Raw genomic sequence first — 14,739 nt, 5'->3', positions numbered from 1 at the left:
ATTTGTTATATCCTGTTTTGTTTAATATAAATCTACATTATTTGGAATTTCCTCCATTACTGTTTCAAATGCGTTTTCTTCAATTACCCAATCCCGGCCAACGGAAATACCTAAATATTTCTCGTCGCTCGGATCCACGATTTCTGCCTGAGGATACTTTTGGAACCACCAGTATTTGGCGAGCACATAATACACCCCAGCACCAATGATAAAACCAACTAAAAACCCATAATTCGGAACAAAGTAAGCTGCTACTGCCCCAATAATCCAGGCAATAAATCCAGCTAAATTTACTCCGCCCATATATTTAAATTGGCCATGGTTCTCGTATAATTCTGTTACATTTACACGTCTTTTCCGAAGCAGATAATAATCAGCAAACAATATACCGACTATTGCTGCTAGAATACCTCCGACAAAGAGAAGAACTTGAATAATAACATCAAACAACTGCCATGGCTGAACAATAGTTCCGACAATTCCAGCAGTGATGACCCCTGCCCAAAATGGGAACTTCGGACCGCCCACGTTTGAAAAAATGGTTGCTGCTGGCACAACATTTGCTGCCGTATTGGTCGACCACTGGGCTAGGACAATCATTAACAGTAATATAGCAAGGATAAAGCCGCTTGCTGCCTTTTGGAGTGCGACCACTGGATCAGCGTTTAATACGGCAATATAGGAAACCGCACCAATGACAATCATAAATGTTTGTGTAAGTGGCATTGCGACAAGGTTCCCCATTAAAGAAGCTCTATTTCGCTTAAACCAGTTCTTTTCATTTTTTGGTGCCTTGATGAAGCGTGAAATAGTGGGAATATCTGCACTTAATGTCGCCCAAAAACCCATATTACTAAAAATAACAACTAAAAAGGCTGAAAAAGCAGCGCCGCCGGTTACAGGGGACTCGACCCAACTCCAGACCTCTCTGCCTGCAGCTGTTGCCTGATCTGATAATGACACATACATCCATAGTGAAATAATCAGAATAATAGGTGCGGCTAAATCGGCAAATCGCTCAATCGATTTTATACCAAGTGCAGTATTAATCAGTTGAACCGCTGCAAAGATTAGAAAGCAAACAAACCAATTATCAAAGCCAAATAAAATATTTAAGATACCATTCATCGCCGTCGAGCCAAAGTAAGTATTTACGCCGAACCACATCGATGCCGTTATTCCTCGGGTAATAGAAGGGATATGGGTTCCGATTGTTCCAAACGGTGCTCTCATATAAACAGGGAAGGACAAGCCATGTTCAATTCCGATATCTGAGATCAATGAAATGAAAAATCCAATCGCAAGACTTCCAATGATCGTTGCCAGAATGACCCATGGTAAAGATAAACTCTTAACCCCTGCTCCACCAATCGCAAAGGTGGCAAGTACGACCACCATTCCTACCCACATAAACGAGTAACCTAATTTAGTGATTGTCCTGTCCTTATGGTGAATCGGTAATAAATCTGGTGATTTTAAGTGGCTTTTTTTCATGTGAACACTCCTTGTTTTCGGTTTGATTTTCTAGAATCCTAGACAAATTCAACAAACGGTCAACAAACAATTAATAAGGCAATTGCTCAGCAAATCTGAGCAATTGCAAATAGGAGTAGTTCGATTAGTGTTTGAGTGAAACTAAGATAATTAGCTAGATAGATAGTGTTTCACTTTGGTTTACTAGTGTATTTTTATTATATTTTGCCCTCTTCAAATATTGGCCAGAACCTGGTTTTCCAACAAATTGCTTGTCGCGAACAACAAATTCCCCACGAGACAACACCGAAACAGGCTCGCCGGTTACCTTCATACCTTCAAACGCATTGTAGTCAACAGCCATATGATGTGTTTCGGCCGAAATCACACGTTCGATATTCGGATCAAAGATAACAAGGTCTGCATCTGCACCGATGGTGATTGTCCCTTTTTTCGGGAATAATCCAAAAAGCTTTGCGCTGCGGGTTGAGGTAATATCAACAAATTGATTCAGACTAATCCGTCCCTTCTTCACCCCCTCAGAGAATAAAACCGACAAACGATCTTCAATAATTGGACCGCCGTTCGGTATTTTAGTAAAATCATCTCTTCCTAAATCCTTTTGCCCTTTAAAATCAAAGGAACATTGGTCAGAACCAATTGTTTGCAATTGACCACTCTTCAAAGCATTCCAAAGAACATCCTGATTCCACTTCTCTCTTAATGGCGGTGACCAAACATATTTAGCCCCTTCAAAATTAGGCTTTTCTAAATAGCTTTGATCAAGGACTAAATATTGAGGACAGGTTTCTCCCCAGACATCAAAGCCCTTGCTTCGGGCTATCGCTATTTGTTCCACTGCATCTGCACAGGAGACATGTACTACATATAGCTGTGAATTGGCAAGTCCCGTGAATTTTGCTGCACGCCCTGTAGCTTCGCCCTCTAATTCCTGCGGTCTCGTTAGTGCGTGATAAATCGGGGCCGTTTTCCCTTCATCAAGGGCTTTTTTCGTTAAGTAATCAATGACATCCCCATTTTCTGCATGGACCATGACCAAGGCTCCGTGTTCTTTTGCAGAGATAAGTGTCTTGAACAATGTTTCATCATCCGCTTGAAATACATTTTTGTAAGCCATAAATACCTTAAAAGAGGTAATTCCTTCTTCAGTAATAACTTGAGGGAGCTCACTGAGAACATTCTCGTTGATTTCTGAGATCATTAAGTGGAAACCATAATCAATAACAGCTTTTTCTCCTGATTTATCATGCCATGTTTGAATCGCATTTTTCAGCGGCTCCCCCTTATTGGTTAAGCAAAAATCAATAACCGTTGTCGTTCCGCCAAAGGCAGCAGCAATGGTCCCTGATTCGAAATCATCCTTTGTCACCGTTCCACCAAATGGCATATCGAGATGGGTGTGTGGATCGATCCCTCCTGGAAAAACAAAACAGCCTTTCGCATCGATTATTTCCGCGCCAGTCACTGATAGATTCGTCCCGATTAGTGATATTTTACCATCTTCGATTAATATTTCTGCTTGGTATGTGTCTGTAGCCGTGACAATGGTCCCGTTTTTGATAATTTTTTTCATCAATAATTCCCTCCAAATCTTCTACTTGGTTAGATCTGCTTTACATTCTACAACTCCACTTAAGGCAGCCTGTCGTTCATTCCAAGTCATCGGCGGCAGTTCTCTTGCTGCTTCGACCATATCAATCGCCCCATCTACAGGACATACGATCGAACATAAATTACAACCGACACAATCCTCTTCCCTCACTTTGAGGAAGCTCTTTCCATTTGCGTCCGTCAACATATCGATACATTGATGCGAGGTATCTTCGCAGGCGATATGGCACTTATTGCAATTGATACAAACCTCGGTATTGATTTTTGCGACGATATTGTAATTTAAATCCAAGTTGCCCCAATCGGAGTATTTAGGGACGGATTTCCCAATGATTTCAGAAACAGAATCAATCCCTTTACTATCTAGATAATTGCTTAATCCTTCAATCATGTCCTCAACAATTCGGAAACCATGGTGCATGGCGGCCGTACAAATTTGAACGCCTGTCGCTCCCATCAACATAAATTCAACGGCATCCCTCCAATTGGAAATACCGCCAATCCCCGAAATTGGCACGTTAATATGCGGATGTCTAGCACATTCAGCGACCATATTTAAGGCAATCGGCTTAACTGCAGGTCCGCAATAGCCGCCGTGTGCTCCCTTCCCAGCCACATGTGGAATGGTATTCCAAGAATCTAGGTCGACGCCCATGAGGCTATTAATCGTATTAATCATACTGATCGCATCAGCACCACCGTTGCAAGCAGCTTCAGCTGTTGCAGTAATATCAGTGATATTTGGCGTTAATTTTACAATAACAGGTGTCTTAGCAACTTCTTTCACCCAAAAAGTCTGACGCTCAACAAGTGCAGGGACCTGGCCCGAAGCCGAACCCATGCCGCGCTCTGCCATCCCGTGGGGACATCCAAAATTCAACTCAAGTCCATCAACACCGACATCCTCCACACGTTTAACGATTTCATGCCACTTTTCCTGCTTTGGTTCCACCATTAACGAAGCAATGATCGCATGGTTAGGAAATCGCTTTTTGGTTTCATAGATTTCTTTTAAGTTGACATCTAAAGGTCGGTCGGTGATTAGTTCAATATTATTGAAACCGGCCACCCTTTGTCCGTTAAAACTAATTGCAGCAAACCTTGATGATACATTCAAAATAGGATCGCCCAATGTTTTCCAGACTGCCCCACCCCAACCAGCTTCAAAGGCTCTCTGTACCTGATAGCCAGAGTTGGTAGGCGGTGCTGATGCCAGCCAGAACGGGTTAGGAGATTTAATCCCTGCAAGATTAATACGTAAATCAGCCATCTATTTTTCTCCCCTTTTTATCAAATAAGAAGTTATTTTGCCGTTCCGACATAAGAATATTGTTTATGAATGGAATAGGCCACATCTTTTCCCTGTTGCGCAGCGGTTACGACCATGGCGTCCCCATTCCCTTTACCAAACACAACATCGCCGCATGCAAACACTTTGGGATTAGAGGTTTGGAAGGTTTCTTTATCTACCTTGACAACCCCGCCATCATGGCTAAGATCGAACCCTTCAATTAATTTCAGGTGTCTGGTTTGCCCGATTGCTTTTACCACAGCATCGACAGGAAGCACATATTCGGATCCCTCGATTGCTACAGGTCTGCGCCGTCCATCTTTTTCTGGGTCCCCCAGTTTCATTTTGATACACTCTATTCCGGTTACCTTCCCGGTTTCATCACCGATAATCCTTTTTGGTGCTGTTAACCAGCGGAATTCCACACCGTCTTGTTTGGCAAAATCATATTCAAATTCATAGGCCGTCATTTCTTCTTCCGTTCTCCGGTATAAGATTTTGACGTTTTCAGCTCCTAACCGAACGGAACAAGTCGCACCATCAATCGCGGTATTCCCAGCACCAATTACGACAACCCGTTTTCCAACAAACTCTTCGGATAACTGGCCACTTTTTGTTGCCTTGACAAATTCAATCGCATCAAATACACCCGCTAAGTTTTCGCCTTCAACTCCCAGGTTTGGAACATGTGCCATACCTACTGCCAATACTACATAATCAAAATTTTCAGTAATTTCTTCCGCTGAAATATCCTTGCCGACCATTGTGTTCGTTTTAATGGTTACATTCAATTTCTCAACCTGCTCTACTTCCCAGAAGGAAATTCTTTGAGGTAAACGGAAAGAGACAATTCCATACGTATTTAAGCCGCCTGCTTTCTCGGCCCCCTCAAATATCGTAACCTCGTAACCCAATCTCGCCAGTTCCCTTGCCGCCGATAGTCCAGCCGGACCACCGCCGATGACAGCAACTGTTCGTTCATTCGCTTGACCTGGTCGAAAAAGTACTTGATCATTTGTCATTGCCCAATCCGTAGCATATCTTTGTAAATTGCCTATCATAATCGGCTTGGTTGAATGATTTAGGACGCAAGCTCCTTCACATAGTTCATCCGTTGGACAAACCCTAGAACAGCTTGCACCAACTGGATTTGAGGACATGATTGTTTTAGCAGAACCTAGTAAGTTTCCTGAGGCAATTTTTTTAATAAAGGTTGGAATATCAATACCTGTCGGGCAGGCCTTTATACATGGAGCATCATAGCAATAGAGGCATCGATTGGATTCTTCAACAGCTTCTTGGTTTGTCAGTCCCTGCTCCACCTCTAGAAAGTTCTGATCAAGATTGGATAAGGAAATACGCTGCATTTTTTCATTCGCCAAAGAGAAGCCCTCCTTCTTATATGAATGGTTTACGGCCAATACATATGGAATAAATAAATTATTTAAGTGCTGATCTTTAAAATGTAAGCGCTTTAATAAACTGATATTACCAAAAAAGGACCAACTCCTTTAGTCAATTATCTATTTTGCAGAAAATTCTGCATCTTATTATAATTATACAGACTGATTTTAGACATTTCACCTAACAATCTGTAAATTGATGCAAGCATTTAATTAATCATTATGTAAAAAGAAAGTAGTTTACTATGAATGCAACCCAAGGGGAGTATTGTTGTCAGATGAAAATTGGAAATGATAAAGAATTTTGGATATAGTTTTATCAGCGGGCAGATTTCTTGTACACTTTTCTGAATTCTTTTTCAATTTAACACAATGATACCAAAAATATTGTAAAAAGAAATCGAATTGTCAATCTTTCTTACATGCTTTATTTGTTCAGTTTCTAAAGTCTAATCCGTAAAGTATTACTTACCTAACAATACATCATCCTTCTAAGGACCACTGGCTTCTAATGAAACAATCTTAAAAAACTTCTCGACATTTTCTACGAAAGTGGAGGAATCTACACCTTTTTTATAAAAAAAAGTGTACCAACCATTTATTGAAGGTACACCCAGCCATGTTTAACTCTGAAAATATTTAGACAACTCGATAACCATTGCTCCCATTCTCTCATTTTCAGGAACAAGGATCCGTTCTACCCCTTGCTCTTTTAATGCTGCTGCGGTTACTTTTCCAACGGCTGCAGCTACTGTTTTTTGTTTGAAGGAATCAATGATGTCTGTCAAGATTTCATGTTCTCTTGCATAATCAAAAAGCGAGTGAACCTGGGTTGCCGTAGTAAAGCATACCGCGTCACATTCCTCGGACTGAAGTTCATTACATAACTTTGCCACTATCTCTTTTTCAGGTGCTATATGCTGGTATGGGAGTAACTTCTGGACAGTGGCACCGCGATCTTTGAGAAATTTTGTTAATGCTGGTGCTGTTTCCCCGTGAAGTTGTAACATAACTCTTTTTCCAGAGAGATCTACGGTTTCGAGTGATTGAGCTAATCCCTTTGTTGTTCCATCCTCATCGACAACGATTGGTTTAATCTCATATTTCTTTAATGCAGATAGTGTTTTATAGCCTCTAGATGCTATCTTTGCTTCACGAAGGTTCTTTAAAAAGGACTCTTTTAATCCAAGCTTTGTTGCTAAATCCACAAGTGTCTCAAAACCAATCCCCGTTGTGAAGATCACCCAATCGGCACCTTTCTGTACAAATTCGCGTAAATCAGGTTCCACTTCCTTTTCTGCTAAAAATACAGTCCCTTGCAGGGTACGGACTAGAGGAACACCTCCTTGTTTTCCAATTATCGTACTTATTTCTTCTATTTTTCGCGAACCGCAAATGACGACTCGCTTTCCAGTTAAACCCTTTTCCATTGCACTAACCTCTCAATTCTTATTATTTTTTTTCTCTTGCGATTCGTTCAATCTCATGTGAAGGATAAATGTTCACGCCACTTTTATCAGTCTGGGCCACGGCTGCCATTGCTGCAGCGACGTTCCTTGCTTCAATCGCTTTATAAGGCCGTAATGGGCCAATCATAAGTAAATTTAAAATGGCACTTGCTTTTTCCGCAATTCTTTCCCCAAAACGAAACTCTGTCCGCTCTCCTAACAATAGTGATGGCTTGAAAATATGAACTGATGGTATAATTAACTTACGTAGAGCTTCCTCCACTTGTCCCTTCACTTGATTGTAGAAAATCAATGATTTAGAATTTGACCCCATCGCTGTTATTATGAGAAATTTCTCTACACCACTTTTTGATGATATTTTTGCTGCCTCGACCGGATATTTATAGTCTACTTTTCGAAAAGCTTCCTTGCTTTTTGCCTTTTTAATAGTAGTTCCTATACAGCAAAAAACATCTGTTACCTGAAACAATTCTTGGTATTTATGCAGCTGATCAAAATCAACAATATGTTCTTCACATGATGGATCATTGAATTCAATCGGTCTTCGTACTAACAAATGGATTTTTTCATAATTATTTTGTTGGATGAGGGTTTTTACTAATTCATTTCCTACTAGTCCGCTAGCACCTAGAACAAGTGCCGTTTTATTTCCGATACTCACAATATATCCCCTTTCTATCCAACCATTTATCTCAAAATTTCTTTAACAAAAGAGATAAGATATTATTTATATCGGTATCATTAAGATTATTACACAATCCTCGTGAATAATGAAGAATATTAATCCTTAGATGTATAATTTTGACTCTGTATCTTACTCTAAAAGGAAGATACAAAATTCAATGAGGTAAATATGGAAGATCACGATAAAGTTGTCAATATAATAGATTATTTTTGTTCAATTATTTTTTCCTTGGACATACTGAGGATGTGAAAAATTTTTTAAGGAGGAACATGGATGACTAACGATTTCCAATTTAGTAATTTTATTAATGATGTATCGCTGCAAACAAAAATGGAGAATGTGTGGAGTAATACTTGTGGTTCATGGGAGAATTGCAACGAAGAAACGATTCAATCTTTCCTAGCCCAGTGCCTCGATTATAATATTGACCCACAGTACTGCATGAGTTGGGTTGAACAACATAAGGAAGAAATACCCAATTGGACTAATGTCTCGGAAACATCGCTAGGCTGGGTAAACCAGCACACATCAACGGGTTCAGCCATTTCGATTACAGAGCGGGATTTTAGTTGATTTTTAGGGAGGGGGTAAAACCCTCCCTTTTCATTTACCGTACAGAGAAAATTTACGATCCCTTGGTAAATGGAAGTCTTTTCATTTACCCAAAAATAAAAAAAGTGCTTCTGTGGTCATTTAAATCTATGAATCAAATCTACTAACCTTTCTAATCCATCGAGCAGTCTTGGTGAGGGGCGGCAGTACAGTTCTTCCTCAAGAATGAGAATTTGGTCATCACTTTTAAATCCTAGTTCTTCAAATCCCGTTCTCTTTTTTACAAGGCTTTTTTGAATCTTATCTTTCCTCACTCCTACCCAAGCAAGACAAATAAAATCGGGCTTGCGACTTATTACATCTTCCCATTCCGTTTGAACACTGGCCAATTCAACATTCTCAAAAATGTTCATTGCCCCAGCAGCTTCGGAAATCTCCGTGAGCCAGTTTATTTTTCCTGGTGTGAAAATCGGCTTTGGCCACCATTCCCAGTACAAACGTGGTCGGTAACTTTGATTTGCACTCTGCTTTTTTACTTTTTCAAGCCGGGAACGAAATTGCCGTGCCACCTCCACTCCCCGTTCACGTTCGCCAAGAACTTCAGCCGTTGTGATTAAATCGTTTTCAATATCTGTTAGTGATTGTGGATTTAAAACAAGATGGGGGATTCCTCGTTTCTTTAGAGCTTCAACATTTTTTTCCATCCCTGGAACACTTAAGGAGGCCAGGACCATATCTGGCTCAAGGTGTTCAACCAAATCCATGTTAATCGATAAATCGGGACCTAACTTAGGCAGACTTTCGATTGAGGCGGGCCAATCGGAAAAGTCATCCACCCCTACTAATAAGTGTGTTAAACCCAGATATTCCATGACTTCGGTATTACTAGGGCACAAGGAAATGACTCGCATGATCTACCATCTCTCCTCTCATTTTAGCTATAGCAAAAGAATCATAAAACGCATGGATGGAATATCATCCATGCGCTTTTGGGTATTTTTATTTCCTTTCCCCTTCTACGGCCTCAACCAACTGAAATAGAAAGCTATAAATGAGCTGGAACGCCTCACCTATGGATATCTCTTCGTTAAAACCTTCCACATAGTTTAGGGCAAAATTCAAATTCCATAATCCATCTTCCAAGCTGAACATTAAGTCGAATTTTGCTTCATCCCCGTGTAATTGGGTATTTAAATTTTCCTTTAACGCTTTTTCAAATTTCTTTTGTAGTTTTAATCCCAACATTACATCGTATGTCCCAAATACATCATCCGCTTCTAATGAAACAGCCTCGACACCAATTAAATCAAACCAATTGGACTCTAAATAAATAAATTCATTTTTATGCATTTTTAAGTAATCGAGAGGCTGAGTCAAGAATGAAGACGATTCATTCTTTAGCATATTTTCTGTTTCTTTATCACAACGTTCAATGTAGGCGTCTGCAAAGCGCACACTAACATCCTTCTCCGCAAATTGGATATTATCACCCAGCTGATTTTTTTCGAGATACTCTTTTTCTTCTTTAAAAATGGTAATACTATTGCCGTTTGGGTTATTTTGCTGTTCAGATATGTACTGTTTGATTTGGTCTTTTAACATCAGGAATGTCCTCCTATGATTCACTTTTCTATTTTAATATTGAGTGTTTATGTGTAAAAAAGCAAATGTGATAATGTTATTTTGCAAAAAAAAGAGGTGACTATATAAAAGCCACCCCTCTAATTGCTATTTAATTTTCCGCTAATTTCGTTTTTACCTTTTGAGAGGACTGCTTTACCTCACCTGGATCTTCTGCTTGTTTTGCCCGTTTAATAAATAAGGCAAGAACTAAAGCGAGACCAGCGATAAATACACTTACAAAGAAAGCATCATTAATTCCTTCCAACAGAGCTTGCATCTCAATTTGATGTTGCATTTTTAGTTTCATGGCTTCTGTAACCTTTATTGACGGGTTAGGTACAACCTTCTTTGCAGCCTCAACTATTTCAGTTGCATGTGTTTTCGCACGAGTTGTCATAATCGTCACCAACAACGCTGTACCAATGGCACCAGATACCTGCGACATCGTATTATTCATCGCCGTGCCATGAGGATAAAACCGTGCCGGTAATTGGTTTAAGCCATTGGTCGTAACTGGCATATTTACCATCGAAAAACCAAACATACGGATCGTGTATAAAACAATTAAATGAGTATAAGTGGTTTCCAGTGTTAATTTACTTAATAAATAACTTGTTATTACTGTAATCGATAAACCAATAATAGCTAAAGCACGACCACCGAACTTATCAAAAAGTTTACCTGTAATCGGCATCATAATGGCCATTAGAATTGCCCCTGGCAACAGCATTAAACCCGCATCTATCGGGGAAATCCCGCGAATATTTTGAACATAAATTGGCAGAAGAAGCATTCCTGAAAACATCGCCATTGTAACTACCATGGAAATAGAAGAAGATAAAGCAAACATTGGATATTTATAAATCCGGAAGTTAAGAAGTGGCCGTTCTTGACTTAATTGACGCAAAATAAATATTACCAATGAAATGAGCCCAACAGCAAGAGTACCATAAACCTGCGGACTATCCCATCCTTCTTTTCCAGCTGAACTAAATCCATAAAGTATTCCGCCGAAACCTACGCTTGATAACACCACAGATAAGAAATCAAGACGAATATCAACCTTACCTTTTTTATCTTTAAGTAAGAAAAAGCCAAGCAAAACGACGAGAATCGCTATTGGTGTGACAAAATGGAAGAGCATTCTCCAGTCATAGTGTTCGATAATCCAACCGGATAAAGTCGGTCCAATTGCCGGAGCAAACATTAATACTAACCCGAAAACCCCCATTGCTAATCCCCGTTTTTCAACTGGAAAACTTGTTAACATTACATTCATTAACAAGGGCATCATAATCGCTGACCCAGAAGCCTGAATCATCCGACCAGATAACAATAGAGGAAAGGCATGAGCAAAGCCTGCTAATACAGTTCCTAACGTAAATAAAAGCATGGCTGCTAGGAATAATTGCCGAACAGAAAATTTTTGAATTAAAAATGCTGATAATGGAATCAGAATTCCATTTACTAACATAAAACCGGTTATCAACCACTGACCAGTTGATGGGTCAATTTTTAAGTCAGTCATGATCGAAGGCAGTGCGATATTTAATAATGTGTTATTTAAGAATGCAATAAAAGCTCCGATAATCAGTATGGCAAGAACGCCATACGGTGGGCCAGCTGTCTTTTTTATGGTTTGATCCATTAAATTTCCCCCTATAATATATGTTCAATTTTTTATACCCCTGTTTCACACTTACATAATAATATACGCTCAGTTTAATTTTTGCAATTAAAAAAACCTACAAAATTATGGATTTGTAATAATGCTTTAAATAATGTACTATATTTTTATACTGATAGTACAAATGGAAATAAAGGTGATTTTATGAATGACCGAAAGCAGCATGTAGTAAATATGGCTCATCAATTATTCATCGAAAAAGGATTCCAAGCGACATCTATTCAAGATATTTTAGACTATAGCGGGATTTCTAAAGGAACGTTTTATAATTATTTTTCATCTAAAAGCGAATTATTAATCGCGATTTATAAAACAATTTTTAATAGGCTCGAAAAGGATCGAAACGATTTATTAATCGGTCAAAACCCTTCTAGTATTGAGATTTTTATAAAGCAAGTGGAAATGCAAATGATTTCTAATAGGAAAAATAAATTAATTGCCCTTTACGAGGAAGTATTGTCCTCTAATGATGCTGACCTTAAACAATTTATCCAACGGTGTCGTTTAAATTCACTTCGTTGGTATTACAATCGGTTTATCGACATCTTCGGCGAAGAGAAAAAACCATTCCTGCTAGATTGTGCGATTATGTTTCAAGGGATATTACAATATAATGTTCAATACAATAGAATGGCCCATGAATCTGGTGAAAAAGTAAACAGTGTTGTCCGCTACAGTGTAGCGCGTTTGGTTAAAATGGTGGATGAGGTTTCTGAATCAGGGGATCAATTAATAGAGCCTAAAACTATAGAAAAATGGGTCCCTGGCTGCCAAAAAAACAATCATGAGATAATCACTCAACTGATGAAAATAGCGGTAACGTTAAGGGCATCGATAACGAAAAGCATTCAAGATGTAGAAGAACAAAGCAAATACAATGAACTTCTGGATTTTATTCATGAGGAAATCATCCATACAAAATCACCAAGAAAGTTTCTTATTCAAAGTGCCCTATTATCATTAACGCAAAACCCCGAATCACTTTGGAAAAAAGAACTAGGGCAGCTTAATGAATTGATCGAGGCTTTTTATAGTGTGACAGAGTCGGAAGAAACAAACCCCTAATCTAAGGATTAGGGGTTTGTTTTGTGTATGTAAGGCTTTTATTATTTGATAAGCGTTGCTGAATTTCCCAAATAAAGTAATTCCTTGAATATTGTTTTACCACCACGATTGCATCCTTACCATTTTTTGTAAATATTAACCCTGAACCCATTTGTTCTTGAAACTTCCATCCTTTTGATTTCATATATTTTTTTGCAACATTATAGCTGCTATCTTGACTACTTTCGGATAAGTATCTGCTTCGTTTATCTGTTTTTGAGAACAGCTCAAATTCAGAATCGGAAAAGTGAAGCTTCATTGCAGAAATAATTAATGGTAATGGATTTCCCTCCTGAAAAATCGCAGAACCAAAACTGCTGAAAACTAGACCAAATCCTATGACCAAAACGATCAATAGGATAACAGCCATTTTTCTTATCCCCTCCACCCGTTCGCCTCCTTATTTATCTGCTTCTATTTAATTTGACGACGGATGGGTATTTTTGGTTTCAGATAGAAATATTTCATTTTCATTAAAATGTTTTAAGAAGACGGTAATGAATTTATTAATTATGATTAAGAGTTATTTAATAAAGGAAAGTTGCAATAATAGAGGTATCATAATAGACATGATCAATGCGGAGGTAATCATCGCTATGCTCCCCATGACCCCTTCTATTTCTCCCCATTCAAATGCACGGTTGGCACCAATTGCCTGAGCAGAGGTTCCTAACGCTAATCCCTTAGCAATTCTACTTCTAATTCGAGTAAAATTTAAAAGAATTGGCCCAACCATTAAAGAAAAAACCGCAGAAATACAAACAAATAAAATCGTAAGTGACGGAATTCCCCCTAATGACTGGGATACGGATAAGGCAATTGGAGCAGTGACTGATTTTGGAATAAGCGACAACATAATTTCCTTATTCATGTGCAAATACTTCGTCAACAAGACAATTGAAATTACACCAGTTAATGTGCCTGGCATGACCGCCCCGAAAATAATTAAGAAATTTTTTCTAATAATTCTCACATGTTTATATAAGGGAACAGCCAGTGACACAGTGGCAGTCCCTAATAAAAGTGAAAATATTCCTGTTCCAGATGAATATTGGGCCACTTGTACATGAGAAAGCGTCAATAAACAAATGATGAAGACTGTTACAGTATATAACGGATTTAACCATGCCTTGTTATAAGTTTTAAACACCTTATTTCCTACTGCATAACTCATTAAAGTAATGCTGGTACATAACAATATATTAGAAATCATGGTTCCCATTTTGTTTACTCCTTTTTCTTTTAGTTTCTAAATACTCAGCAATAAATGCTGTAACAAGAAGAACAACCAGGCTGCTTGCTGCTAGGATGATTGCTAATTTTATACCTTCTACTCTAAAAATCCCTGCAAAATGCCAAACACCTACTATAAATGGAATAAATAGAAGTGTTATATGTTTAATATGGAGCTGGGCGGCTGCTTCGACCCAATTAAGCTTACAAACACCTGACAGCAATGCAATGAATAAGAGCGCCATACCAACAATACTTCCTGGGACAGGAAGATCCAGCCAAGTAACGAGCCTTGTACCAATCAAATATATTACTAATATTGTGAGAAACTGAGCAATAGTACGAACCATTCGGCTCACCCCCCGGTTTTAAATCTAATCACCCATTTTTTTATAAATGGGGTCATAATTAATTTCTCTAACGTCAGTATTGCATACCTTTTTGAGTTTTTCTGTAAATGTGGAATGGTTTCTAACATAAATTTTATAAAAGCGATTTAATACATGTTAGAAAAACTTACTTTTATTTCGTATTTCCCTACATAAAGCAAAAAAGCCGATTCCCAGTAATGAAGTGACCCCGTAAAG

General features: G+C 38.7%; 14 protein-coding genes. 2 read left to right on the top strand and 12 right to left on the bottom strand.

What is annotated here, in order from left to right; all coding sequences use genetic code 11:
* Positions 1-21: 21 nt before the first annotated feature.
* The 6 genes from J7E67_RS19405 to J7E67_RS19380 all read right to left on the bottom strand — a co-directional run bounded on the left by J7E67_RS19405 (position 22) and on the right by J7E67_RS19380 (position 7,923).
* Positions 22-1,494, bottom strand: coding sequence for an NCS1 family transporter (locus J7E67_RS19405; RefSeq protein ID WP_214714828.1), 1,473 nt, complete (start codon positions 1,492-1,494; stop codon positions 22-24).
* A 154-nt stretch (positions 1,495-1,648) separates the two neighbouring features.
* Complete coding sequence (hydA, locus tag J7E67_RS19400; protein WP_214714826.1) at positions 1,649-3,067, bottom strand: dihydropyrimidinase; 1,419 nt, start codon at positions 3,065-3,067, stop codon at positions 1,649-1,651.
* Between the two features lie 21 nt (positions 3,068-3,088).
* Positions 3,089-4,375 carry an NAD-dependent dihydropyrimidine dehydrogenase subunit PreA gene (preA, locus tag J7E67_RS19395; protein ID WP_214714824.1) on the bottom strand — a complete coding sequence of 429 codons (1,287 nt, stop codon included), beginning with the start codon at positions 4,373-4,375 and terminating at the stop codon, positions 3,089-3,091.
* A gap of 32 nt (positions 4,376-4,407) precedes the next feature.
* Positions 4,408-5,763, bottom strand: a complete 1,356-nt coding sequence (locus tag J7E67_RS19390) for an NAD(P)-dependent oxidoreductase (protein WP_214732715.1) — start codon at positions 5,761-5,763, stop codon at positions 4,408-4,410.
* A gap of 659 nt (positions 5,764-6,422) precedes the next feature.
* A complete protein-coding gene (locus tag J7E67_RS19385) occupies positions 6,423-7,229 on the bottom strand; it encodes a uroporphyrinogen-III synthase (RefSeq protein WP_214714822.1) in 807 nt (268 codons plus the stop codon).
* Positions 7,230-7,251: 22 nt separating this feature from the next.
* Positions 7,252-7,923 (bottom strand): NAD-dependent epimerase/dehydratase family protein, encoded by a 672-nt coding sequence (locus tag J7E67_RS19380; RefSeq protein WP_214714935.1) that lies wholly within the window; start codon positions 7,921-7,923, stop codon positions 7,252-7,254.
* Between the two features lie 303 nt (positions 7,924-8,226).
* On the opposite strand from J7E67_RS19380, the gene J7E67_RS19375 reads away from it, so the two are divergent.
* Positions 8,227-8,526, top strand: coding sequence for a hypothetical protein (locus tag J7E67_RS19375; protein ID WP_214732673.1), 300 nt, complete (start codon positions 8,227-8,229; stop codon positions 8,524-8,526).
* A gap of 116 nt (positions 8,527-8,642) precedes the next feature.
* Here the strand turns inward: J7E67_RS19375 and J7E67_RS19370 are convergent, their stop codons facing one another.
* The 3 genes from J7E67_RS19370 to J7E67_RS19360 all read right to left on the bottom strand — a co-directional run bounded on the left by J7E67_RS19370 (position 8,643) and on the right by J7E67_RS19360 (position 11,776).
* Positions 8,643-9,416 carry a cobalamin-binding protein gene (locus tag J7E67_RS19370; RefSeq protein WP_214714817.1) on the bottom strand — a complete coding sequence of 258 codons (774 nt, stop codon included), beginning with the start codon at positions 9,414-9,416 and terminating at the stop codon, positions 8,643-8,645.
* Positions 9,417-9,504: 88 nt separating this feature from the next.
* Positions 9,505-10,107, bottom strand: a complete 603-nt coding sequence (locus J7E67_RS19365) for a branched-chain amino acid aminotransferase (RefSeq protein ID WP_214714815.1) — start codon at positions 10,105-10,107, stop codon at positions 9,505-9,507.
* 130 nt (positions 10,108-10,237) lie between these two features.
* Complete coding sequence (locus J7E67_RS19360) at positions 10,238-11,776, bottom strand: DHA2 family efflux MFS transporter permease subunit (protein ID WP_214732672.1); 1,539 nt, start codon at positions 11,774-11,776, stop codon at positions 10,238-10,240.
* A 183-nt stretch (positions 11,777-11,959) separates the two neighbouring features.
* Between J7E67_RS19360 and J7E67_RS19355 the strand changes: the two genes are divergently transcribed.
* Entirely contained in the window at positions 11,960-12,880 is a 921-nt protein-coding gene (locus tag J7E67_RS19355; RefSeq protein WP_214714811.1) for a TetR/AcrR family transcriptional regulator, read from the top strand.
* 1 nt (position 12,881) lies between these two features.
* Here the strand turns inward: J7E67_RS19355 and J7E67_RS19350 are convergent, their stop codons facing one another.
* The 3 genes from J7E67_RS19350 to J7E67_RS19340 form a co-directional block, all read right to left on the bottom strand.
* Positions 12,882-13,307 (bottom strand): hypothetical protein, encoded by a 426-nt coding sequence (locus tag J7E67_RS19350; protein WP_214732671.1) that lies wholly within the window; start codon positions 13,305-13,307, stop codon positions 12,882-12,884.
* 135 nt (positions 13,308-13,442) lie between these two features.
* A complete protein-coding gene (locus J7E67_RS19345) occupies positions 13,443-14,141 on the bottom strand; it encodes an LrgB family protein (RefSeq protein WP_214714808.1) in 699 nt (232 codons plus the stop codon).
* Complete coding sequence (locus tag J7E67_RS19340) at positions 14,122-14,502, bottom strand: CidA/LrgA family protein (RefSeq protein WP_214714806.1); 381 nt, start codon at positions 14,500-14,502, stop codon at positions 14,122-14,124. Before J7E67_RS19340 ends, J7E67_RS19345 begins: the two co-directional genes overlap by 20 nt.
* Between the last annotated feature and the right edge of the window lie 237 nt (positions 14,503-14,739).

The sequence above is a fragment of the Bacillus sp. ISL-46 genome (assembly GCF_018613205.1).
The sequence above is the reverse complement of the archived record's forward strand: the minus strand, read 5'-3'. Positions and strand labels throughout refer to the sequence as shown.

Bases quoted from the DNA above. Each gene is read 5' to 3' on its own strand.
- J7E67_RS19365 (WP_214714815.1), bottom strand. From the start codon at position 10,107: ATGTTAAAAGACCAAATCAAACAGTACATATCTGAACAGCAAAATAAC.
- J7E67_RS19355 (WP_214714811.1), top strand. From the start codon at position 11,960: ATGAATGACCGAAAGCAGCATGTAGTAAATATGGCTCATCAATTATTC.
- hydA (WP_214714826.1), bottom strand. From the start codon at position 3,067: ATGAAAAAAATTATCAAAAACGGGACCATTGTCACGGCTACAGACACA.
- J7E67_RS19360 (WP_214732672.1), bottom strand. From the start codon at position 11,776: ATGGATCAAACCATAAAAAAGACAGCTGGCCCACCGTATGGCGTTCTT.
- J7E67_RS19385 (WP_214714822.1), bottom strand. From the start codon at position 7,229: ATGGAAAAGGGTTTAACTGGAAAGCGAGTCGTCATTTGCGGTTCGCGA.
- J7E67_RS19390 (WP_214732715.1), bottom strand. From the start codon at position 5,763: ATGCAGCGTATTTCCTTATCCAATCTTGATCAGAACTTTCTAGAGGTG.
- J7E67_RS19340 (WP_214714806.1), bottom strand. From the start codon at position 14,502: ATGGTTCGTACTATTGCTCAGTTTCTCACAATATTAGTAATATATTTG.
- J7E67_RS19345 (WP_214714808.1), bottom strand. From the start codon at position 14,141: ATGGGAACCATGATTTCTAATATATTGTTATGTACCAGCATTACTTTA.
- J7E67_RS19405 (WP_214714828.1), bottom strand. From the start codon at position 1,494: ATGAAAAAAAGCCACTTAAAATCACCAGATTTATTACCGATTCACCAT.
- J7E67_RS19375 (WP_214732673.1), top strand. From the start codon at position 8,227: ATGACTAACGATTTCCAATTTAGTAATTTTATTAATGATGTATCGCTG.
- preA (WP_214714824.1), bottom strand. From the start codon at position 4,375: ATGGCTGATTTACGTATTAATCTTGCAGGGATTAAATCTCCTAACCCG.
- J7E67_RS19370 (WP_214714817.1), bottom strand. From the start codon at position 9,416: ATGCGAGTCATTTCCTTGTGCCCTAGTAATACCGAAGTCATGGAATAT.